Genomic DNA, 21,337 nt, shown 5'->3' on the forward strand with positions numbered 1-21,337 from the left:
AAGACGACAAAGCAGTGGAGGAATTTATGAGCCTTGCAATGACAATCTTCAGCATGATCGCGGCCTGGATGGCAGTAGCTTTGGCGATGTTGTGGGGAGTGCTGCGAATCGCACGCCGTCATCAACCGCCTGTTGCCGTAAGTGTTTATCGCGAACGCCGCCTGCCGATGGCCCGAGGCTGGGCGGTCAGCCTGAGTTCAAATTGATGTACCGACGCTGATGCACCCGACCACGCCTGACGGGCGTTATTTTGTGGTGAAAGGCCAGTTGTGGCGCTGCAGCAATCCTTCGCTCGATGAAACCGTACGGCAAAGTCTGGTGGACGATTTGATGGCCGCGCGGCGCGAGGTCAAAGCGGCGAAAGTATCTGGCGACCCTGCGCAGATGAAAGCTGCGCGGGCAGGTGTGCAGACGGCCAAAGTGGCGCTCGGCGAGCGCGGGCCGGTTTGGTGGGCGGACGGTGCGCCTGACTTCAATCGGCGACAGGTGCGCAATACGCCTTATGCGGATTGGTTCGAGGCGGTTAGCGCCAATGTTTCCCCCGACTAGAAATCCCCCGCCCCGCTTAAAAAAAGAAACCCCGATCAATGACCGGGGTTTCTGAAGTTGCCGCGCTAGCTTGTTAATTCATAACTCTGCATCTCATCAAAGCGTCCACTTCAACGAGAACATCACGTTGCGCGGATCGCCATAAGTGCCGCTGCCGCTGGCGGTCGGGATGCCCTGCCAGTATTTCTCGTCGAAGACGTTGTTCAGGTTGACCCGCGCATCCCAGTGCTCGTCGATTTCGTAGCCGGCCATCAGGCCCACCACGGCATACGCGTCCTGCTCGGCGTGGCCGGTGCCGACGCGGCCGTAGGTCGAACTCTGCCCAAGTACGTTGGCGCCGATGCGAGCCTTTTCCAGGTTGCCCTGCAAGTGGTAAGTGGTCGCGGCTTTGAACAAGTGCTTCGGTTGATTCGGCGCGAACAACTCGCCTTTGTCATAAGTGCGGTCCTTGACGTATTGGCTCAGCACCAAGGTGTACGCCGCCGAGGCTTGCCAGTTAGGCGTGAGCGCGCCGCTGATTTCGGTGTCGATACCACGGCTGCGAACCTCCCCGGCTGCTTCGTAGCAGGTGCGGTTGGTGGCGCGGCAGCTCGCCGGTTGATCAGGAATCGCGTAGGCGCGGTTTTCCTGGGTCATGTCGAACAGCGCGACAGAAGCGTTCAAACCGCCGTTGAAGTATTCACCTTTGAGACCGATTTCGTAGCTCTCGCCCGTCATCGGGTCGAGCACGGCGCCGCTGACGTCTTGCTGGGTTTGTGGTTTGAAGATTTCGGTGTAGCTGGCGTAGACCGAGTAGGTGTCGTTCAGGTCGTAGATGATGCCGGCGTACGGCGTGACTTCCTGGGTGACTTTGTAGTCGCCGGCGCCCGAGCGGTTGTCGTAGTCGTACCAGCTCAAACGGCTGCCGATGATTACGTGCAACGGGTCGATCGGGTTGAAGCGCGCGGCCGCGTAAATGCCTTGCTCGGTCGCGGTGTTGCGGCTTTCGTAGGGTTGGCGATTGGCGATGTCAGGCTTTTCAATCACGCTGTGATCGAAGTTGTAGATATCGACCGGCGTCGCCGCGTTCCAGAAACCACCCTTCTGATCGAACTTCTCCTGCCGACGGCTCGCACCAATCGTCAGCTCATGTTCGCGCCCAAACAATTGAAACGGACCCGACAGCGAGCCGTCGAGGTTGGTTTGCACGTCGGTGGTGTCGTACTGGCCCGAAGACTGGGTAAAACCGCCGCCGGCCGCCGGGTTCAAGTAGCTGGAGAAGGTGTTGGATTCGGCCCAGATCTTCGCGAACGCGAGTTTCGAGGTCCAGCCGTTGTCGAGGCGCGTGGTCAGGTCGGTGAACATCGAAACGCTGTCGCGATCCCAGTACGCCCAGTCGTTGCTGAGGAACGTCGAGCGCGGCAGGTTCAAGTCTTCGCCATTGCGCCCGGAAGGCAGGCTGCCCCAGTCGGAGGTGGCGTCGTCACGCTGCTTGGAGGCGCCGAGGGTCCACGTGGTCCAGTCGCTCAGGTCCGCTTCCAGCACGCCGTAAAAGGTTTGGCGCTGTTTGTCGCGGACGTCGATGTAGCTTTTATCGTCTTCATAAGCTGCGACGACGCGACCACGAAGGGTGCCGGCCTCGTTGAGTTTGTTCGAGGCGTCGACTTCGGTGCGGTAGCGATCCCAACTGCCAGCGCTGGTGGTGATGCTGACTTGCGGCGTCGCGGTCGGACGCTTGCGCACCAGGTTCAAGGTTGCCGAGGGGCTACCGGCGCCGGTCATCAGGCCCGTCGCGCCGCGCACCACTTCGACGCGGTCGTACATTGCCAGGTCAGCGCCGGTAATGGTGTCGAGCGTGAAGGTGCTGAGGCTGGTCGGCAGGCCGTCGTACATCAGGTTATCGATGGTGAAACCGCGCGCGAGAAACTGCTGACGGTCGCCGCCGAACTTGCGCAGGGTCAGGCCGGGCGCGTATTTGACCACGTCGTTGACGTCGTTCATGCCCTGGTCATCCATGCGCTGGCGCGTGATGACGCTGACCGATTGCGGGGTCTGGCGAATCGACAACGGCAGTTTGGTCGCGGTGGTCATCGCGCCCGTTGTGTAGGAACCGGTGCCTTCGGTGGTGGAGCTGCCGGCGATGCCCGCTTCGGCGTTGATGTTCACGTTCCCGAGGGTCAACTGGCCCGCGCCATCCTGGGGTTTGGGCGGTTCCGTCGGTGGGGTCTCGGCCATGACAACCGCGGAAAAGCTGAGCGCCAGAGCACCGGTGAACTTGGGTGTGAACGAACGAAGCATCTCGAAGATCCTGCAAAGGGAAAGGAGACGTATCGACTTTGCAGGCCAGCGTTCAGGCGAGAAGGCACTTGAAGTGGGGCAAAGGGTTTACGTGTAGGCCGGCATATTAACGAATCATTCTCATTTGTGAACAGCAATTGTTAACAAATGCGACGGTTTTGTATCTTCATGTGACACAACTCCCTCTGCCCTCACGGTGCTGCCTCTATCGCGCGGCTTGGTGTTAAATAGCGCACTGAGATTTCCCGGACGCTGGCACCCCACGCGGTGCACCCGTCCCTTTACGAACAGCCCATTTGAGAGAACAACATGATCGAGGTCACCGAGGTTTCCATTGCCGAGCTGCGCGCTGCGCTCGAATCGGGGCAGACCACGGCCGTTGAGTTGGTGCAGGCCTATCTGGCGCGAATCGACGCCTACGATGGCGCCGCCACCGCCACTGCCCTCAATGCCGTGGTGGTGCGCAACCCCGAAGCCCTCAACGAGGCAAAAGCGGCCGACGCCCGTCGCGCCAAAGGTCAAACGCTGGGCCCGCTCGATGGCATTCCTTACACGGCCAAGGACAGCTATTTGGTCAAAGGTTTGACCGCCGCGTCCGGCAGCCCGGCCTTCGCCGATCTGGTCGCCTATCGCGATGCCTTTACCGTCGAACGCCTGCGCGGCGCCGGGGCGATTTGCCTGGGCAAAACCAACATGCCACCGATGGCCAATGGCGGCATGCAGCGCGGGGTTTATGGCCGCGCCGAGAGCCCGTACAACGCCGATTACCTGACTGCGCCGTTCGCCTCGGGCTCGTCAAATGGCGCCGGCACCGCGACTGCCGCGAGTTTCGCTGCGTTCGGTCTGGCGGAAGAAACCTGGTCGAGCGGTCGCGGCCCGGCCTCCAACAATGGCCTGTGCGCCTACACGCCTTCGCGCGGGGTGATTTCGGTGCGCGGTAACTGGCCGTTGACGCCGACCATGGACGTGGTCGTGCCGTTCGCCCGGACCATGGCCGACCTGCTGGAAGTGCTGGATGTGGTGGTCGCCGAAGACACGGAAACCCGTGGCGACTTGTGGCGCATGCAGCCGTGGGTGCCGATCCCGAGCGTGGCTTCGGTGCGCCCGGCGTCGTACGCCGAACTTGCCGCGAAACCCGAAGCGCTGGCCGGCAAACGCCTCGGCGTGCCGCGCATGTACATCAATGCTGACGCCGACGCGGGCACCTCCGAGGCGCCGGGCATCGGCGGCCCGACGGGGCAGCGGATCAACACGCGCGAGTCGGTGATCGACTTGTGGAAACAGGCCCGTCAGGCGCTCGAAGCGGCTGGCGCTGAAGTGATTGAAGTCGACTTTCCGCTGGTGTCCAACTGCGAAGGCGATCGTCCGGGCGCGCCGACCGTGTTCAATCGCGGCATCGTGTCCAAGGAGTTTTTGCACCATGAATTGTGGGACCTGACGGCGTGGGCGTTTGATGATTTCCTGCAGGCCAACGGTGATCCGAAGTTGAACCGTCTGGCCGACGTCGATGGCCCGCTGATTTTCCCGCACGACCCCGGCACCCTGCCCAATCGCGAGGGCGACTTGGCGGCGGGCATGGACGAATACGTGCGCATGGCCGAGCGTGGCATCACCCCGTGGGACCAGATCAGCACCGTGCCGGACGGCCTGCGCGGACTGGAGCAGACGCGCAAGCTCGACCTCGAAGACTGGATGGATGGGTTGGGGCTGGACGCGGTGTTGTTCCCGACGGTGGCCGATGTCGGGCCGGCGGATGCCGATGTGAACCCTGCGTCGGCGGACATTGCCTGGAGCAACGGCGTTTGGGTGGCCAACGGCAATTTGGCGATCCGCCATTTGGGCGTGCCAACGGTGACCGTGCCGATGGGTGTGATGGCGGATATTGGCATGCCGGTCGGGCTGACATTTGCCGGGCGTGCTTACGATGATTCGGTGTTGTTGCGGTTGGCTGCAGCGTTTGAGGCGACCGGGTCAAAACGCCAGATTCCGCCGCGTACCCCGGCACTTTCCGCTGGCTAAACGCACGTCTGCAGCAACATAAACACCCTGTGGCGAGGGGGCTTGCCCCCGTTCGACTGCGCAGCAGTCGCAAAACCATTGCCCGCGGTGCAACTGACGCTCCGCGGTTGCATGTATCAGGGCCGCTGCGCGACCCAACGCGGGCAAGCCCGCTCGCCACAGGGTTGAGGTTGTCTTGGGGGATTTGCCTTCCAACCCCCGAAACTCGCGTTCAATTCACAAATTTAATGAACCCTGCCCGCCTTCGCCTACCTAACGACATGACACTCAGGAGGTGGCTAATGCAAATCGAATACGTCTGGATCGCGCTCGCGGCAGTACTGGTAATTATTGAATTGTGGGCAATCAACAAAGTGATCAAGAGCGGCAGCAAGGTCGACAACAAAGGCGTGTGGATCGTCGTGATCGTGTTTGTGCCACTGTTTGGCCTGATCGCCTGGGCACTCGCCGGGCCGAAACACAGCACCCACCGTGCGCAATAGCCCAAGCACATAAAAAACAGCCCCGTTAATCCGGGGCTTTTTTATGCCTGCTCAAATCTTTCCGCGAACATCAAACCTGTGGCGAGGGGGCTCGCCCCCGATAGGTCGCGAAACGCCCCGAAACCCTCTCGCCACCACCATCTTCCCTGCCTACTTCTGCGCCTCACACTGACTGCGCAAATCACTGTCACGAATATTGCCGCAGCTCTGACCGTCCTGCTTCGCCGCGCACAGCGCACGCTGGTCATTGTCGGAAATATTGCCGCACGAACCGCCATTCATTTCGGCAACACACGCCGCTTTCAAATCCGAATCCCGGATATTGCCGCAGCTCTGGCCGTTGTTCTTCGCCATGCAGTAAGCGCGCTGGTCATTGTCGCTGATGTTGCCGCAGGAGCCGCCATTCATCTCGGCAACACACGCCGCTTTCAAATCCGAGTTCTGGATATTGCCGCAGCTCTGGCCATTGTTTTTCGCCATGCAGTAAGCCCGCTGATCGTTGTCAGCAATGTTGCCGCAACTGGCAAAAGCGTAACCACTGAACATCAATAGAACGGCAAGGACTAGTCTCATTTCACACTTCCATGATTAACCAGGAACAGCCTGGCACTGCTTTAACTGCATTTCTGAGCGCCGCGAAAGGCTATCAGATTGACATCAGCCGCAGGAATAGTTCCAGTGGCGGAGCTTAGGCGTTGATGGCTTTTTTGCGCGCCAGGGAAATACGTTCCGATACCGGTGAGATTGCTTAGATCAACGTCTGAAAATGTTGTAGGAAAACAGCCTCTGCGATGAGGGAGCTTGTGTGTGTTGGGCTGCGAAGTGTCCGCAATGTTCTGTCGCCGATTTCCGAAGAGGGGTTGTAATGGCCGGTTTATAAGGGCGGCACGGGCTCAGGGTGGGAGACTGGTATCGCCACACTGGTCGTACAGGCCTTCTGCCGCCGGGTTGTGAGTGGGTGGTTGGGTACCTATATTCGATCCGTCGCTGACCTAATTGGCGATAGGGTTTCGCAGCCCTACCGAATAGAATCACTCCTGCTCCGTCATAGGACATCCAGGCGGACTGCGCCTGAGCCTTATTTATGGCGGCTGTGCGTGGGAGGCCCTAGGGTCTGCCGGGTTTGATTCGCCTCGGTCTGCGAACCCGCGCACAGTTGCCACCCAATTGTTTCGCAGCAAAGAGGTGACAGTTAATTCCTTCATACAGAATCGAACCTATGACAACTAATAATTCGCCCCGCCGTTTCACCCCAATGTCCCAACTCGCAACCGACTACCCTGTGCTCCACATCGACGCCAACGCGCCCATCCGGGAACTGCATAACTGCCTCAGCGAACGCCTCAACGCCGTGCTCAAATACCTCAACCTCATGGCCTGCACCAGCCTCCCCGACTACGCCGAACACGACATCAACACCGTCACCAACATCGCGCGGATTTTGCTCCAGGATATCAACGACGTATTTCGCGTGATTGAGCAGCGTGGGTTTGATGAATCAGAACCAAAGTAACTAAATTCAAGTCATAAAAAACCCGCAGCTTTGCGGGTTTTTTGCGTGCCTGCGTTAATCCATGGGCAATTCAGTTCGATTGTTTCTTCTTACGCGAATGAAATAATCGCCGCGGTAGACGAAGGAATTATCAGTGCGCAGGAGGCCTTGCAAGAAATCAGCTTGGAATACGCGGAGCTATCTTCGAAAGCGCTGTTTTATACGCAAAACGGCGCCGGGGTTATCGCAGGCGCTATGCAACTGGAATCAGGAATATCCAAGCTAGGGAATACCAGAGGTTTGGGTCTGATAGTCGGCGGACCGCTGATCGCACATGGAGTTAACAATATCTATGAAGGGGTTGGAAATATTTATAATGGCCCAGGAGCACCCAGCGTCGTAGGCCCTATTCGCAAAATATACCAGGAGCAATTGGAAGATCCCCAGACGGGTAATATGGCTTACTACTCCGTCGACTTGTATTTATCGATCCAGGGGTTGGCCAGCTTCGTCCGCAGACCTAACTCGGTGCAGTTGTTTGGCCGCGACCCACTCAATTATCAAATGGCCTATAAACAGCTAGGAAAGCCAGCACTAGCGTTCGAGGCAATTATAGATGGGATAACTACTACATCAATTATTAACGAAATTAATACAGCTAATGCTCTAACTGAAAACAAATAAAAAATGGTTCAGCGAGCCCGCCGAGAAGCTTTATTACGAAAACTGACCACCATCAGAATTAGCGCAAAGAAAAAAAACAACATAGCAGTCATTAACACTACAGGCACATGACTCACAATTTGTATTTTTTTAACTTGCGGAAGAAAAATCATCGTTCCAGTTGCTGAGCCAAGCACGATCCCAATCCAGGATCCCGGAAGGCTTAGATATTTTTCCTCCATTGTCCCGCCTAACCATACATTGCGTAGCCTGGGGATATAGAAAAACAATCCGCAAACGCTCATTATCAGGAATGCGACTATTTGGATCATCTGAAACAAACTGCTATCCACCGAAATGAATTGTTTCACGCCTCCGACGATTATCACCATATAAAATCCCGCACATCCAAATACCATGGAGCACACCCATATGTAATATCGAATATCTTTCGTTTTCATCATGATCAACCTCCCACCCGTCAATAGTTGCAACTATCAAAAAAAATTGGCAGCAGGACGAAACGGGTATCGCTGCGGCGCTGGATTTTAACCCTTATTAAGCTATTTAAAACAGAAAAAATACTCATGCCTGTAACATGGGAATGGTCTTACAGAATTAACCTAATCATCGGACATTCAAGTCATACAAAACCCGCAGCTTTGCGGGTTTTTTGCGTGCATGGGTTTATCCATGGGCAACTTCTGTAGTCGGATTATCCGAGTGACCGTAAGACGGTTCTGATTTCCATCTCAACAGCCAACTCAACAGATAAACCCCATAAGCTCCTGTCTCCGAGCATCTCCTGATGCACGATGGTCACTTACTAAAAGGATATATTCGTGGCGAGCATTAGTTACATGAGCATAACGGGTAACAGACAAGGTCTGATTTCCGCCGGTTGTTCCAGCGTCAGTTCCATTGGCAACAAATGCCAAATCGGCCATGAAGACGAAATAATGGTGCTGGCCTACTCGCACAACATGATCGCGGGCAACGATGGCGGCACCTCAAATGGGCGGGGTCAACACATGCCCATCATAATCACCAAAAACATTGATAAAGCCTCACCACTGTTGGCAACCGCCTTGCACGAACAAGAAGAAGTCGACTGCACCATCAACCTCTACAGAACCTCCCCGGCCGGCGGCCAGGATAAATACTATGCAATCAAACTGACCGGCGCACGAATTGCCCACATCACCCTGCAAGTCCCCCACGCCCTCCATATGAATGAAGCCCAACCTCAAGAAGTGGTCTCCATCAGATACCGCGATATCAGCTGGACACACATTCAGGCAGGCACAAGCGCTTACAGCACTTGGGGCAACCAGAGTGAATGAGTCAACGTGCGACATACATGACGTAACAAGAGCCGCGTCAGACCTGGTCGCGTTCGGTTGCACACTGGGCGCGACTCAGTTTTTCGATAGCTTTATGCAGATTCAATTCAGTTCGATTGTTTCTTCTTACGCGAATGAAATCATCGCCGCGGTAGACGAAGGAATTATCAGTGCGCAGGAGGCCTTACAAGAAATCAGCTTGGAATGCGCGGAGTTGTCAGCGAAGGCAACATTTTATGCTCAAAACAGCGTGACCGTTGCTGCAGGGGCCATGCAAGTTCAATCAGGCCTCTCAATCATAGGCACTTCCAGAGGGGCCAGCGCGATGTTTGGCATCCCGTACATTGCCCACGGCGTCAATAACGTTTACGAGGGCGCGGGAAATATCTACCACGGTCCTGATGCACCTAATGCAGTTGGGCCTGTCCGGAAATTTTATCAGATGCAATTCGGGAGCATTCAAAACGGCAACATCGCTTACTACTCTGCCGATCTAATACTGTCCATGCATGGCATGCTAAAACTAGTCCGCAGACGAGATTCAACTGAATTATTCACCCATGACCCACTAAACTATAAGCACGCCTACAAGCAATTGGGAAAGCTGACTTTGGCGTTCGAAGGTTTGGTAGACTCATTGACAATCAAAACGTTAATAGATGAAAGCAAATCCGCGCAGCCTCGTCAGCAAGCTAGCGAACATTGAGCATATCTAACTATTTGCGTATTCGATTCAACAGACCAAAACTGACGACGATCATGAAACCTAGGAAAATGAGAAACGCACCACAAACAAACAAGTAGAACGGAATTCCGAATAATAAAGCCATATCTTCCACTAGCGAAATAAAGACCAGTGTAAGCATTGCCGAACCAAAAAAAATTCCAACCCAAGACGCAAAGGTGCTTGTTCTCTTAATTTTTCCGGATCCACCGAACCAAAGGTGATGCATCTTTGGAACATCGTAGGCAAATGCGAAAGCAATTAAAACCATATGAATTATCACCCAAGTAATCACTAGGTAAAAATTCTCTAGATGCACCAACTTGCGTATCAACGACATGATCACCATCGTGCAGAAACCTGTGCACAATAATATCAACGGGAGCATTCTAATATAATTGCCGATATTCCGTAATTTCATAGAGAGGACCAAGCATGGACGATAGTGGATTTAATTACCTCTAAGCGTCAACCAATCAGAGCTATCAGAAAGAGCAGATCACTTCCCGACAGAAGCGAACACACTCAACGTTTTAGCTCATCGCCGACGAGGGGGCCCAAGCTTCATTTTGAATCTCATAAATAAAGTTGATATTAAAACGACGAATACCGAATAGGTTACAACTATATGCATGGCCTCATCCAAGAAAAAAAATTCTTCAACAAATGCCATAATGAAAAATGTAGACAGCATCGAACCACCCACCATGTCAAAACATATAACAAACAACGGTGACTTTTTAGGAGGCCCTGAAAGCCCTGTCAAATGAGCCTTTAGCGCTGGCGCATAATAAAAATAATGCATAACTCCGAATATCAGAAACATCAAGACTGTCATGGCTTGCAGAATCATTCCTTCGAGAGGTACAAGTTTTCTGAGCAACCAGATAAAGAAAATTGTATAAACCCAACAGAGGATAAGCGACAAGGAAAATATAACAACTGCATCCACAGTATTTTTGATACGCACGAATTTATTCTCACACTATTGAAATTAATATTTCCGACAAGCAAAATACAAACTCTGGACGCAACATCTCGCTATGCCGCTGAATTTTAACCTCAATTGATTTGTGTAATGCAGAAAAAACCCTTATCTCTGCAATATCAGAATGGTCTTACAGAATTATCCTGCTAATCGCACATGCCCATGCCACCAAAAGGAGATGTATGTAAGATATTTCGCTTTTTAAAGTATTAACCACCAAAAAAAGCGACAGATCAGTACATTCAAATCGACCTATAAACTTTTCGCATCAACTTAACCTACGAGCTCTTTCACCATTGGCACACAAGCTAACCGAAGCCCAGAAGGCGAATGGTAAATAGACACTTCCTGGCCAACGTACCCGCATCTGCGATAGAAATCCGCTGCATTTAAAGTTGCGTCCAGTTTCACTTCGGCTAGTCCCAGATCCCGCGCCAGTGCTTCCAAATGATTGAGGATTTTCAGGCCGATCCCGCGCCCCATGAACTCCGGCGATACGAAGATTGCCCCAATCTCCCTGCCCTCCAAATCCAGCATCCCGGTCGCCACCGGCTCACCCTTCACACATCCCAGATAAAAATACTTATCCATCAAAACGTCGTAACCATCCTCGGCAGCGCCAGCCGTCCAGGCCAGCATCTGTTCTGCGGTGTACGCACCGATACATTGATGGCGGATCGCGCGAAGGCGTATGTCGAACGCGACTTGAGCATCGCTGTGAACGGCACGTCTGATGTCGAACATCTCAATCTCCATTTACCATCCGTGGACGGAGAACTAAAAAGCCCCGTCCATTGCTGGCGGGGCCTTGGGGCATTACATCAAATACATATCAGAAGTTAGCCGGCGTATTCGCGCTGATAATTTCCGCTTCATCCTGGCCAATATTGCGAAACCGGTGCGGCAGCGTGGTCGGGAAGTAATACCCATCGCCCGCGTTCAACACGCTGATCTGCCCATCCACGGTCAACTCAACCGTCCCGCGCGTCACCAGCCCGCACTCCTCGCCTTCAGCGTGCACGATGGGTTCCTCACCCGAGCTCGCACCCGGCGCGTATTGCTCGCGCAGCAAGCGCATCTGCCGACTCGGCACGGAAGCGCCGATCAGCAGCAATCGCAGGCCATGACGGCCGAGATCCGGTTGTTCATTGGCGCGGAATACGTATTGGTGCTCGCGCGGCGGCTGGTCGAAGGTGAAGAAGTCTGCGAGGGACATGGGGATGCCTTCGAGCAGTTTTTTCAGTGAGCTGACGGAGGGGCTGACGCGATTCTGTTCGATCAGGGAGATGGTGGCATTGGTGACGCCGCTACGCCGGGCCAGCTCGCGCTGGGACAGTTTGTAGCTTTCGCGTACTAATTTGAGTCGTGAGCCCGTGTCCATGACAGCCTTATGTGTGAACGACTTAAGGGGTTATGGGGGTGGATGGCGGGCGACTTTTGGCCGCGAGGTACGCCGCTTCCCTGTCCCAGAAACGTGAAAGGCGGGTATTAAATCACGTTTGCGGGTGTTGCTCAGCAGGTTCGATGGGTGGGGGGTAAAAAAGCCTGGCGGGGTTGAGTCAGGTTGCGATTTTGGCGGCTCTAGCGGGATTGATGGTGACTGACAGGGCCTCATCGCGAGCAAGCTCAGCTCCCACAGATTGACCGTGGTTGGGTGCAGTTTTTTGTTTGGCATGGAGATCCTGTGGGAGCTGAGCTTGCTCGCGATGGCGGTGTGTCAGGTGACAGCAGTTCTGACTGTACCGCCGTCTTCGCGAGCAAGCTTCGCTCCTACAGTTTGACCGTGGCTGAGTGCAGTTTTTTGTTTGGCATGGAGATTCTGTAGGAGCTGAGCTTGCTCGCGAAAGCGGTGGGTCAGGTGACAGCAACTCTGACTGTACCGACGTCTTCGCGAGCAAGCTCAGCTCCCACAGATTGACCGTGGTTGGGCGCAGTTTTTTGTTTGGCATGGAGATTCTGTGGGAGCTGAGCTTGCTCGCGATGGCGGTGGGTCAGGAGACAGCAATTCTGACCGTACCGACGTCTTCGCGAGCAAGCCCAGCTCCTACAGATATTGCGTGGTCAGATGCCGAAGCGGTCGCGCAGGGCGTAGTAGGCGGCGCCCATGGCGGTGAGTGGGGCCTGGAAGGTGCGGCCGCCGAGCATCGGCATGTGCGGTAGAGACGCGAAAGCATCGAAGCGTTCAGCGTCGCCGCGGATCATTTCGCTGATCAGTTTTCCGGCCAGGTGTGAGCACGTCACCCCGTGGCCGCTGTAGCCCTGCATGTAGTAGGCGTTTTTCTCGATGCGGCCGAATTGCGGCATGCGTGACATGGTCAGCAGGAAGTTGCCGGTCCAGCGGTAGTCGATTTTCACGTCCTTCAACTGCGGGAAGGTCTTGAGGATTTTCGGCTTGATCAACTGCTCGATGTCGTCCGGCTCACGCGCGCCGTAGACCACGCCGCCGCCGTACAGCAATCGGTTGTCGGCAGTGAGGCGGTAGTAATCGAGCAAGTAATTGCAGTCTTCAACGCAGTAATCGTTTTTGATCAGGCTGCGCGCGACTCGCTCGGACAGCGGTTCGGTGACGACGATTTGCGAGCCGCAGGGCATGCTTTTACGTGTCACGCGGTTGTCGAGGTCTTGCGGCAAATAGGCGTTGCCGGCGATCAGCAAATACTTGGCGCGGACCAGGCCTTTGGCGGTGCGCACGGTGATCGGCTCGCCGTAGGTGATTTCCACCGCTGCCGACTGTTCGTAGATTTTGCCGCCCAGGCCGATGATCGCCGAGGCTTCACCGAGCGCCAGGTTCAGCGGATGAATATGGCCGCCCTGCATGTCGAGCAAACCGCCGACGTAGTTGTCGCAACCGACTTCGCGCTGGATATCCGCCGCGTCGAGCATTCGCAGGTTCTTGTTGCCGTAGCGCTCCCAACTGTTTTTCTGCTCGGCCAGGCCTTTGAGTTGCTTTTTGTTCAGCGCGGCGAAAATGCCACCGGGCTTGTAGTCGCACTGGATGTCGTAGTGCTGAATGCGCGAACGGATGATGTCGGCGCCTTCGAAGATCATGCTGCCGAGGACTTCGGCGGTCTTGTCGCCGTAACGTTCTTCGATCACGTCGACGTCGCGGCTGTACGAGTTGACCAGTTGCCCGCCGTTGCGACCGCTGGCGCCGAAGCCGACTTTGGCGGCTTCGAGCACGGTCACGCTGTAGCCCGCTTCGGCGAGGAACAGTGCCGAGGACAAACCGGTGTAACCCGCGCCGATCACGCAGACGTCGCAGTCCACCGCTTGTTCGAGCACCGGAAAATCGCCGGTGAAATTGCGGGTGGCGGCGTAGTAGCTGTTTACATGTGTGGTGTGCTTCATAAAGTTCTCCGATGGCCGTCGGCAATCGCCGGCGGCCGCCGTTGTAGAGGTGTCAGAGCTTGATCCAGGTCGCTTTGAGTTCGGTGTATTTGTCGAACGCATGCAGCGATTTGTCCCGACCATTACCCGACTGCTTGAACCCGCCAAACGGCGCGGTCATGTCGCCGCCGTCGTACTGATTGACCCAGACGCTGCCGGCGCGCAAACCACGGGCGAAGGTGTGGGCCTTGCTCAGGTTGCTGGTCCACACGCCCGCCGCCAGACCGAAGATGCTGTCGTTGGCAATCGCCAGCGCTTCATCGAAGGTGTCGAAGGTGATCAGCGACAGCACCGGGCCGAAGATTTCTTCCTGGGCGATGGTCATGGCGTTGGTCACACCGTCGAAAATCGCCGGTTCCACGTAGAGGCCACCGGTGCTTTCGAGGGTGCGGCTGCCGCCCGCGATCAGTTGCGCGCCTTGGTCCTTGCCAACCTGGATGTAGCGCAAAACGTTGTCCAATTGGCGCTGATCGACGACCGCGCCGACGGTGGTTTCCGGGTCGAGTGCGTGCCCCGGTTTCCACGCTTGCAGCGCTTCGACCAGCAGCGGAATGAACTGCTCGCGGATCGAACGCTCGACCAGCAACCGCGAACCGGCGGTGCACACTTCGCCCTGGTTGAAAGCAATCGCGCCCGCCGCTGCTTGTGCTGCCGCGCGCAAATCCGGCGCGTCGGCGAACACCACGTTTGGACTCTTCCCCCCTGCTTCGAGCCATACGCGTTTCATGTTGCTTTGCCCTGCGTAGATCAGCAGTTGCTTGGCAATCGCGGTCGAGCCGGTGAAGGCCAGCACGTCGACGTCCATGTGCAACGCCAACGCCTTGCCGACGGTGTGGCCGTAACCTGGCAGGACGTTGAACACGCCTTTCGGAATGCCTGCGTCGAGTGCCAACTGCGCGATGCGGATCGCGGTCAGCGGGGATTTTTCCGACGGTTTGAGGATGAACGAGTTGCCCGCCGCGAGCGCCGGGGCGAACTTCCAACTGGCCATGATCAACGGGAAGTTCCACGGCACGATGGCGGCGACCACGCCCGCAGGTTCACGGGTGATGAGGCCGAGTTGGTCGTGCGGCGTGGCGGCGACTTCGTCGTAGATTTTGTCGATGGCCTCGGCGCTCCAGCGGATCGCATTGGCGGTCGCCGGGATGTCGATGTTCATCGAATCGCTGATTGGTTTGCCCATGTCGAGGGTTTCGAGCAGCGCCAATTCTTGCTGGTTGGCGAGGATCAGATCGGCGAATCGAATGAGGATTGTTTTGCGCTCGGCGGGTGCGAGGCGCGCCCAGACGCCGGACTCGAAGGTCCGCCGCGCGACGGCGACGGCGGCGTTGGCGTCGGCTTCGTCGGTGCTGGCGACATTGGCCAGAAAACGGCCGTCAACCGGGCTGATGCATTCGAAATTGTCACCGCTGAGTGCATCGCGGTATTGGCCGTCGATGAAAGCCCGACCTTCGATGGATAAGGACTGAAAGCGTTGCTCCCAGTCACTGCGAGTGTTTGTCATTGTTGTGACTCGACGCGGGGGAATGAGTGATCGTTGGGACATGGCGTGTCAGGTGATTGCAGTGGTGATAGCGCGGCCGTCATCGCGGGCAAGCTTTGCTCCTACGGGTTTGTGTCGGGCACAGAAATTGTGCACGTCGCAAAACTGTAGGAGCAAAGCTTGCTCGCGATGAGGCCATCACATCCAACATCAAACCCAACAGCCCACCCCGTTAAACCGTGTGCAGATACCAGTTGTACTCAAGGTCGGAGATGGAGTTCTCGAACTCGGCCAGCTCGCTTTCCTTGCACGCGACGAATACGTCGATGTACAGCGGGTCGATGTATTTGGCCATGACTTCGCTGTCGTCGAGCTCGCGCAGTGCGTCGCGCAGGTTGTTCGGCAGGCTCTGCTCGTTCTGCTCGTAGCTGTTGCCTTCAACCGGGGCGCCGGGCTCGATCTTGTTGGTCAAGCCGTGGTGAATCCCGGCCAGCACCGACGCCATCAACAAGTACGGGTTGGCATCTGCACCCGCCACGCGGTGCTCGATGCGCACCGAGTCCGGCGAGCCGGTCGGCACGCGCACCGCCACGGTACGGTTGTCGATGCCCCAACTCGGCGAGTTCGGCACGTAAAACTGCGCGCCGAAACGGCGGTACGAGTTGACGTTCGGGCAGAGGAAAGCCATTTGCGCCGGCAGGGTCTCGAGCACACCGCCGATCGCGTGACGCAGTGCGGCGTTCTGCTCGGGATCCTCGCTGGCAAAGATGTTGTTGCCTTCCTTGTCGAGAATCGAAATGTGCACGTGCAAACCATTGCCCGCCTGGCCCGGATACGGCTTGGCCATAAACGTGGTGTCCATCTCGTGGTCGTAGGCGATGTTCTTCACCAGACGCTTGAGCAACACCGCGTAGTCGCAGGCTTGGATCGGGTCGTTGACGTGATGCAGGTTGACTTCGAACTGCGCCGGGGCGCTTTCCTTGACGATCGCGTCGGCAGGAATGCCCTGCTCTTTCGCGCCTTCGAGAATGTCTTGCAGGCAATCGACATACTCGTCGAGGTCATCGATCAGATACACCTGAGTCGACACCGGACGCTTGCCCGACACCGGCGAGCGCGGCGATTGCGGACGACCGTTGACGTTGTCCTGATCGATCAAATAGAACTCAAGCTCGAACGCCGCACAGATGGTCAGGCCCATTTCATCGAATTTGCGCACCACATTCGCGAGAACTTCACGCGGGTCGGCGAAAAACGGCTGGCCTTCAAGTTCGTGCATGGTCATCAGCAATTGCGCGGTTGGGCGCTTCTGCCAAGGCTCGATGCTCAGGGTGTCGGGGATGGGGTAGCAGATTCGGTCTGAGTCGCCGATGTCCAGACCCAGGCCGGTGCTTTCCACCGTAGAACCGTTGATATCCAGAGCAAACAGCGACGCCGGGAGGTTGATGCCTTTTTCGTAAACCTTATGAAGACTGGTGCGTTCGATGCGCTTGCCGCGCACCACACCGTTCATATCCGCAATCAGAAGGTCGACGTACAAAACCTCAGGATATTTCTTAAGGAATGCGTTTGCTTCGTTGAGTTGAACGGTACGCAGAGGGACCGACATGATGCACCTATTAGCTGTTAATTATTATGTTCACTACGGTGTAGCGAGGCCAGTCAACCCGAACGGCAAAGTGAAGTCAATAGCGAACACTTGGCCTTTCAACCTTTATTCCCGGGCCTTTTATGGGCACGAGAGTGCCAATCAAGGCGCCAGACCCGCGCAGATCCTGAGCATCGGACGGTCGGCGTTTAGAATTTTTTACATGAGAGTTGTTAATTAAAATCAACAAGGCTAAGCTCCGGAAAAGCTCGTTCAAGTGTGAAACTTCGAGGTGATAAAAATGGCATTCAAGCCATTGATCGGCGTTACAGCGTGCGTCAAACAGATTGGCCCGCACCCCTACCACGTCAGCGGCGACAAGTACTTGCGTGCTGTCAGCGTCGCGGCTTTGGGGTTGCCCGTGGTCATTCCTTCCCTGGGCCAAGTGACGGAAATCGACGACCTGCTCGCGCAGCTCGACGGTCTGTTGCTGACCGGCTCCCCGTCCAATGTTGAACCCATCCACTATCAAGGCCCCGCCAGTGCTCCGGGCACGGATCACGACCCGGCGCGGGACGCCACAACTCTTCCTTTATTGCGCGCAGCGATTGCCGCCGGTGTTCCGGTGCTGGGCATTTGCCGTGGCTTTCAGGAAATGAACGTGGCGCTCGGCGGCAGCCTGCATCAGAAGGTCCATGAGCTGCCCGGCATGCTCGATCACCGCGAGGCGGACAGTCCCGAGTTGGCGGTGCAATACGCACCGGCCCACGCGGTGGCGGTGCAGCCCGGCGGCGTGTTCGAAGCGCTGGAGTTGCCGGCCGAGTTTCAGGTCAACTCGATTCACAGCCAAGGCATTGATCGACTGGCACCGGGCCTGCGCTGCGAGGCAGTGGCGCCGGACGGTTTGATCGAGGCGATTTCGGTCGTGGACAGCCAGGCTTTTGCGCTCGGCGTGCAATGGCACCCGGAATGGCAGGTGCTGGACAACCCTGCTTATTTGAGAATTTTCCAGGCGTTTGGCGACGCGTGCCGGCAACGCGCGGCGCTGCGTAAAAAACGCTGACGACTTAAACCCTCATCTATCGATTTAACTGCCCCGGTGAACGGGCGGGTGCGCCGACGCGCGCTGCTTCTTCACGCGTAAAAAACGCAACACGACAACAACAAGCACCACCAGGCAGCCAGGATGGCGGCGCCGAATAAGCCCGAGCGGTATGGATTACCCCTGTAGAAGCAAAGCTTGCTCGCGATGGCGGTCGAACATTCAACATTGATGTCGATTGCCAGGCCCTCATCGCGAGCAGGCTTTGCTCCTACAAGGGACATCCGTACCGGCAGGGCTTGCAATCAACTATTAAGTCAGGCCGCGTTGGCCCGACGACTGAAACCTGTTGGGAGTTTCAAATGGCAAACGCCTCCAGCACTTACAGGAAGGCTCTTGAAGGTCATCAGGCACCGAAAAAGGTCTTGGTGAAAATCGATCGCGTGACCAAAAAGTTCGACGAAACCGTGGCCGTGGACGACGTGTCCCTGGAAATCCATCACGGCGAAATCTTCGCCCTGCTCGGTGGTTCCGGCTCGGGCAAATCGACCCTGCTGCGCATGCTCGCAGGCTTCGAGCGGCCAACCGAAGGGCGGATTCTGCTCGACGGCGTCGACATCACCGACATGCCGCCGTACGAGCGGCCGATCAACATGATGTTCCAGTCTTACGCGCTGTTCCCGCACATGACGGTGGCGCAGAACATTGCCTTCGGCCTCAAGCAGGATCGTTTGTCCGCCAGCGAAATCGACGCTCGCGTCGAAGAAATGCTGCGTCTGGTGCACATGACCCAATACGCCAAACGCAAACCCCATCAGTTGTCCGGCGGCCAGCGTCAGCGCGTCGCCCTCGCCCGCTCGCTGGCGAAACGGCCGAAGTTGCTGCTGCTCGACGAACCGATGGGCGCGCTGGATAAAAAACTCCGTTCGCAGATGCAACTTGAGTTGGTGCAGATCATCGAGCGGGTCGGCGTGACCTGCGTAATGGTTACGCACGACCAGGAAGAAGCCATGACCATGGCCGAGCGCATCGCGATCATGCACCTCGGCTGGATCGCCCAGATCGGCAGCCCGGTGGACATTTACGAAGCGCCGGTCAGCCGCATGGTCTGCGAATTCATCGGCAACGTGAACGCCTTCGACGGCACCGTGGTCGAGGACCTGGAAGGTCACGCGATCATCCACAGCCCGGATCTGGAACAGAAGATTTACGTCGGTCACGGCGTCAGCACCTCGGTGCAGGACAAGTCGATCACCTACGCCATCCGCCCGGAAAAAATGCTCGTCAGCACCACCCAACCGGAATTTCGCTACAACTGGTCCCGCGGCAAAGTCCACGACATTGCCTACCTCGGCGGCCACTCGGTGTTCTACGTTGAACTGCCGGGCGGCAAAGTCGTGCAGTCGTTCATGGCCAACGCCGAACGCCGGGGCGCACGTCCGACCTGGGACGATCAGGTCTACGTGTGGTGGGAAGACGACAGCGGCGTGGTACTGCGCTCATGAAAACCTTCAATCAGCAATTCCTCAGACTGGTCCCCAGCGGGCGCAAAGTGGTGATCGGGATTCCGTTCATCTGGCTGTTCCTGTTCTTCATGCTGCCGTTCTTTCTGGTGATGAAAATCAGCTTTTCGGAAGCGGCGCTGGCGATCCCGCCGTACTCGGAGATCTACACCTTTGCCGAGCAGAAATTCGAACTGCTGCTCAACCTCGGCAACTACAGCCTGCTGACCCAGGATGAGCTGTACGTTTCGGCGTACCTCGGCTCGTTGAAAGTCGCGCTGCTGAGTACTTTGATGTGCCTGGTGATCGGTTTTCCGATGGCCTACGCGATCACCAAAGCGAGCAAGGAAACGCAAAACGTCCTGCTGCTGTTGATCATGATGCCGACCTGGACCGCGATCCTGATCCGCGTGTATGCGTGGATGGGCATCCTCAGCAACAACGGTTTGCTCAACGCATTCCTGATGTGGAGCGGGTTGACCTCGGCACCGATCGAGATCCTCAACACCAACACGGCGGTGTACATCGGCGTGGTTTACGCCTACCTGCCGTTCATGGTGTTGCCGCTCTACGCCAACCTCGTCAAGCACGACAACAGCCTGCTGGAAGCCGCGTCGGACCTGGGTTCGAGCAACTTCAACAATTTCTGGAAAATCACCGTGCCGCTGGCCAAGAACGGCATCATCGCCGGTTGCATGCTGGTGTTCATTCCGGTGGTCGGCGAGTTCGTGATTCCAGAACTGCTGGGCGGCCCGGAGACGCTGATGATCGGGCGTGTGCTGTGGCAAGAGTTCTTCAATAACCGCGATTGGCCGGTAGCGTCCGCGCTGGCGGTGGTGATGCTGTTGATCCTGATTGTGCCGATTCTGCTGTTCAACCGCAGCCAGGCCAAAGAGATGGAGGCACGGGGATGAAACGCTTCGGATTTTCTAAGTTCATGCTGGTTTTCGGCCTGTCGTTTATCTACCTGCCGATGCTGATTCTGGTGATCTACTCGTTCAACGCCTCGAAACTGGTGACGGTTTGGGGCGGCTGGTCGGTGAAGTGGTACGTCGGTTTGCTCGACAACACGCAGCTGATGGGCTCGGTCGTGCGCTCGCTGGAAATTGCCTTTTACACCGCGATTGCGGCGGTGGCGCTGGGCACGCTGGCGGCGTTCGTGCTGACGCGGGTTACGCGGTTCAAAGGTCGCACGCTGTTCGGCGGGTTGGTGACGGCGCCGCTGGTAATGCCGGAGGTGATCACCGGTCTGTCGCTGTTGCTGCTGTTTGTGGCGATGGCGCAGATGATCGGCTGGCCGATGGAACGCGGCATCGTCACTATCTGGATTGCCCACACCACGTTCTGTGCAGCGTATGTGGCGGTGGTGGTCTCGGCGCGTTTGCGTGAGCTGGATCTGTCGATTGAAGAAGCGGCGATGGACCTCGGCGCGCGGCCGTTGAAGGTGTTTTTTTTAATCACCATTCCGATGATCGCGCCGTCACTGGCGGCGGGCGGCATGATGTCGTTTGCGCTGTCGCTGGATGACCTGGTGTTGGCAAGTTTTGTTTCCGGGCCGGGTTCGACGACGCTGCCGATGGAGGTGTTTTCGGCGGTGCGTCTGGGCGTGAAACCTGAGATCAACGCGGTGGCGAGCCTGATTCTGTTGGCGGTGTCGATCGTTACGTTCATGGTCTGGTACTTCAGCCGCCGCGCCGAAGCCAACCGCAAACGTGCGATCCAGGAAGCGATGGACCAGACGGCCAATGAATCGTGGACACAACCCAACAGCCAAAGAGCCGGAGCGACGGCCTGAGGT

21 protein-coding genes are annotated in these 21,337 nt (G+C 56.7%); 12 read left to right on the plus strand and 9 right to left on the minus strand.

Annotated features, from left to right (window positions below):
* Positions 1 to 26 precede the first annotated feature (26 nt).
* Both FBY12_RS06610 and FBY12_RS06615 read left to right on the plus strand, forming a co-directional pair.
* Positions 27 to 206, plus strand: coding sequence for a hypothetical protein (locus FBY12_RS06610; protein ID WP_145252169.1), 180 nt, complete (start codon positions 27 to 29; stop codon positions 204 to 206).
* Between the two features lie 13 nt (positions 207 to 219).
* Positions 220 to 549 carry a hypothetical protein gene (locus FBY12_RS06615; protein WP_145252171.1) on the plus strand — a complete coding sequence of 110 codons (330 nt, stop codon included), beginning with the start codon at positions 220 to 222 and terminating at the stop codon, positions 547 to 549.
* Positions 550 to 645: 96 nt separating this feature from the next.
* On the opposite strand, the gene FBY12_RS06620 is transcribed toward FBY12_RS06615, so the two are convergent.
* Positions 646 to 2,826 carry a TonB-dependent siderophore receptor gene (locus FBY12_RS06620; RefSeq protein ID WP_145252173.1) on the minus strand — a complete coding sequence of 727 codons (2,181 nt, stop codon included), beginning with the start codon at positions 2,824 to 2,826 and terminating at the stop codon, positions 646 to 648.
* Positions 2,827 to 3,135: 309 nt separating this feature from the next.
* Here FBY12_RS06620 and FBY12_RS06625 point away from each other — a divergent pair, with 309 nt between their 5' ends.
* On the plus strand, positions 3,136 to 4,845 hold the full coding sequence (locus FBY12_RS06625) for an amidase (protein ID WP_145252175.1): 1,710 nt from the start codon (positions 3,136 to 3,138) through the stop codon (positions 4,843 to 4,845).
* Positions 4,846 to 5,126: 281 nt separating this feature from the next.
* Positions 5,127 to 5,327 carry a PLD nuclease N-terminal domain-containing protein gene (locus FBY12_RS06630; RefSeq protein WP_092280366.1) on the plus strand — a complete coding sequence of 67 codons (201 nt, stop codon included), beginning with the start codon at positions 5,127 to 5,129 and terminating at the stop codon, positions 5,325 to 5,327.
* A 150-nt stretch (positions 5,328 to 5,477) separates the two neighbouring features.
* Here FBY12_RS06630 and FBY12_RS06635 read toward each other — a convergent pair whose 3' ends face one another.
* The gene (locus tag FBY12_RS06635) at positions 5,478 to 5,900 is read right to left on the minus strand and encodes a hypothetical protein (RefSeq protein WP_145252177.1); all 423 of its coding nucleotides are present in this window, start codon (positions 5,898 to 5,900) and stop codon (positions 5,478 to 5,480) included.
* Between the two features lie 646 nt (positions 5,901 to 6,546).
* On the opposite strand from FBY12_RS06635, the gene FBY12_RS06640 reads away from it, so the two are divergent.
* Positions 6,547 to 6,840, plus strand: coding sequence for a fructose-bisphosphate aldolase (locus FBY12_RS06640; RefSeq protein WP_145252179.1), 294 nt, complete (start codon positions 6,547 to 6,549; stop codon positions 6,838 to 6,840).
* Positions 6,841 to 6,885: 45 nt separating this feature from the next.
* Positions 6,886 to 7,503, plus strand: coding sequence for a DUF4225 domain-containing protein (locus FBY12_RS06645; protein WP_256663270.1), 618 nt, complete (start codon positions 6,886 to 6,888; stop codon positions 7,501 to 7,503).
* An 8-nt stretch (positions 7,504 to 7,511) separates the two neighbouring features.
* Here FBY12_RS06645 and FBY12_RS06650 read toward each other — a convergent pair whose 3' ends face one another.
* Positions 7,512 to 7,946: a hypothetical protein gene (locus tag FBY12_RS06650; RefSeq protein ID WP_145252183.1), complete on the minus strand. Its 435-nt coding sequence runs from the start codon at positions 7,944 to 7,946 to the stop codon at positions 7,512 to 7,514.
* 378 nt (positions 7,947 to 8,324) lie between these two features.
* Between FBY12_RS06650 and FBY12_RS06655 the strand changes: the two genes are divergently transcribed.
* Together FBY12_RS06655 and FBY12_RS06660 are read left to right on the plus strand one after the other, a co-directional pair.
* Positions 8,325 to 8,825 (plus strand): Hcp family type VI secretion system effector, encoded by a 501-nt coding sequence (locus tag FBY12_RS06655; RefSeq protein ID WP_145252185.1) that lies wholly within the window; start codon positions 8,325 to 8,327, stop codon positions 8,823 to 8,825.
* Positions 8,826 to 8,919: 94 nt separating this feature from the next.
* Entirely contained in the window at positions 8,920 to 9,531 is a 612-nt protein-coding gene (locus FBY12_RS06660) for a DUF4225 domain-containing protein (RefSeq protein WP_256663271.1), read from the plus strand.
* A 556-nt stretch (positions 9,532 to 10,087) separates the two neighbouring features.
* Here FBY12_RS06660 and FBY12_RS06665 read toward each other — a convergent pair.
* The 6 genes from FBY12_RS06665 to FBY12_RS06690 all read right to left on the minus strand — a co-directional run bounded on the left by FBY12_RS06665 (position 10,088) and on the right by FBY12_RS06690 (position 17,016).
* Positions 10,088 to 10,519 carry a hypothetical protein gene (locus tag FBY12_RS06665; RefSeq protein ID WP_145252188.1) on the minus strand — a complete coding sequence of 144 codons (432 nt, stop codon included), beginning with the start codon at positions 10,517 to 10,519 and terminating at the stop codon, positions 10,088 to 10,090.
* A 291-nt stretch (positions 10,520 to 10,810) separates the two neighbouring features.
* Positions 10,811 to 11,281 carry a GNAT family N-acetyltransferase gene (locus tag FBY12_RS06670; RefSeq protein ID WP_145252190.1) on the minus strand — a complete coding sequence of 157 codons (471 nt, stop codon included), beginning with the start codon at positions 11,279 to 11,281 and terminating at the stop codon, positions 10,811 to 10,813.
* An 88-nt stretch (positions 11,282 to 11,369) separates the two neighbouring features.
* Complete coding sequence (locus FBY12_RS06675; RefSeq protein ID WP_008068184.1) at positions 11,370 to 11,918, minus strand: cupin domain-containing protein; 549 nt, start codon at positions 11,916 to 11,918, stop codon at positions 11,370 to 11,372.
* Positions 11,919 to 12,598: 680 nt separating this feature from the next.
* On the minus strand, positions 12,599 to 13,885 hold the full coding sequence (locus FBY12_RS06680) for an FAD-binding oxidoreductase (protein WP_121757459.1): 1,287 nt from the start codon (positions 13,883 to 13,885) through the stop codon (positions 12,599 to 12,601).
* Positions 13,886 to 13,937: 52 nt separating this feature from the next.
* Positions 13,938 to 15,428, minus strand: coding sequence for an aldehyde dehydrogenase (locus tag FBY12_RS06685; RefSeq protein ID WP_145252192.1), 1,491 nt, complete (start codon positions 15,426 to 15,428; stop codon positions 13,938 to 13,940).
* Positions 15,429 to 15,639: 211 nt separating this feature from the next.
* Positions 15,640 to 17,016, minus strand: a complete 1,377-nt coding sequence (locus FBY12_RS06690) for a glutamine synthetase family protein (RefSeq protein WP_145252194.1) — start codon at positions 17,014 to 17,016, stop codon at positions 15,640 to 15,642.
* A 280-nt stretch (positions 17,017 to 17,296) separates the two neighbouring features.
* Between FBY12_RS06690 and FBY12_RS06700 the strand changes: the two genes are divergently transcribed.
* From FBY12_RS06700 to FBY12_RS06715, 4 genes are all read left to right on the plus strand, one after another.
* A complete protein-coding gene (locus FBY12_RS06700; RefSeq protein WP_145252196.1) occupies positions 17,297 to 18,058 on the plus strand; it encodes a gamma-glutamyl-gamma-aminobutyrate hydrolase family protein in 762 nt (253 codons plus the stop codon).
* A 341-nt stretch (positions 18,059 to 18,399) separates the two neighbouring features.
* Positions 18,400 to 19,542, plus strand: a complete 1,143-nt coding sequence (potA, locus tag FBY12_RS06705; RefSeq protein ID WP_145252198.1) for a polyamine ABC transporter ATP-binding protein — start codon at positions 18,400 to 18,402, stop codon at positions 19,540 to 19,542.
* Entirely contained in the window at positions 19,539 to 20,453 is a 915-nt protein-coding gene (locus FBY12_RS06710) for an ABC transporter permease subunit (RefSeq protein WP_121734422.1), read from the plus strand. Before potA ends, FBY12_RS06710 begins: the two co-directional genes overlap by 4 nt.
* On the plus strand, positions 20,450 to 21,334 hold the full coding sequence (locus FBY12_RS06715; RefSeq protein WP_145252200.1) for an ABC transporter permease subunit: 885 nt from the start codon (positions 20,450 to 20,452) through the stop codon (positions 21,332 to 21,334). The genes FBY12_RS06710 and FBY12_RS06715 overlap by 4 nt, the downstream gene beginning before the upstream one ends.
* Positions 21,335 to 21,337: the final 3 nt, after the last annotated feature.

Source organism: Pseudomonas sp. SJZ131, assembly GCF_007828705.1.
GTDB lineage: Bacteria > Pseudomonadota > Gammaproteobacteria > Pseudomonadales > Pseudomonadaceae > Aquipseudomonas > Aquipseudomonas prosekii.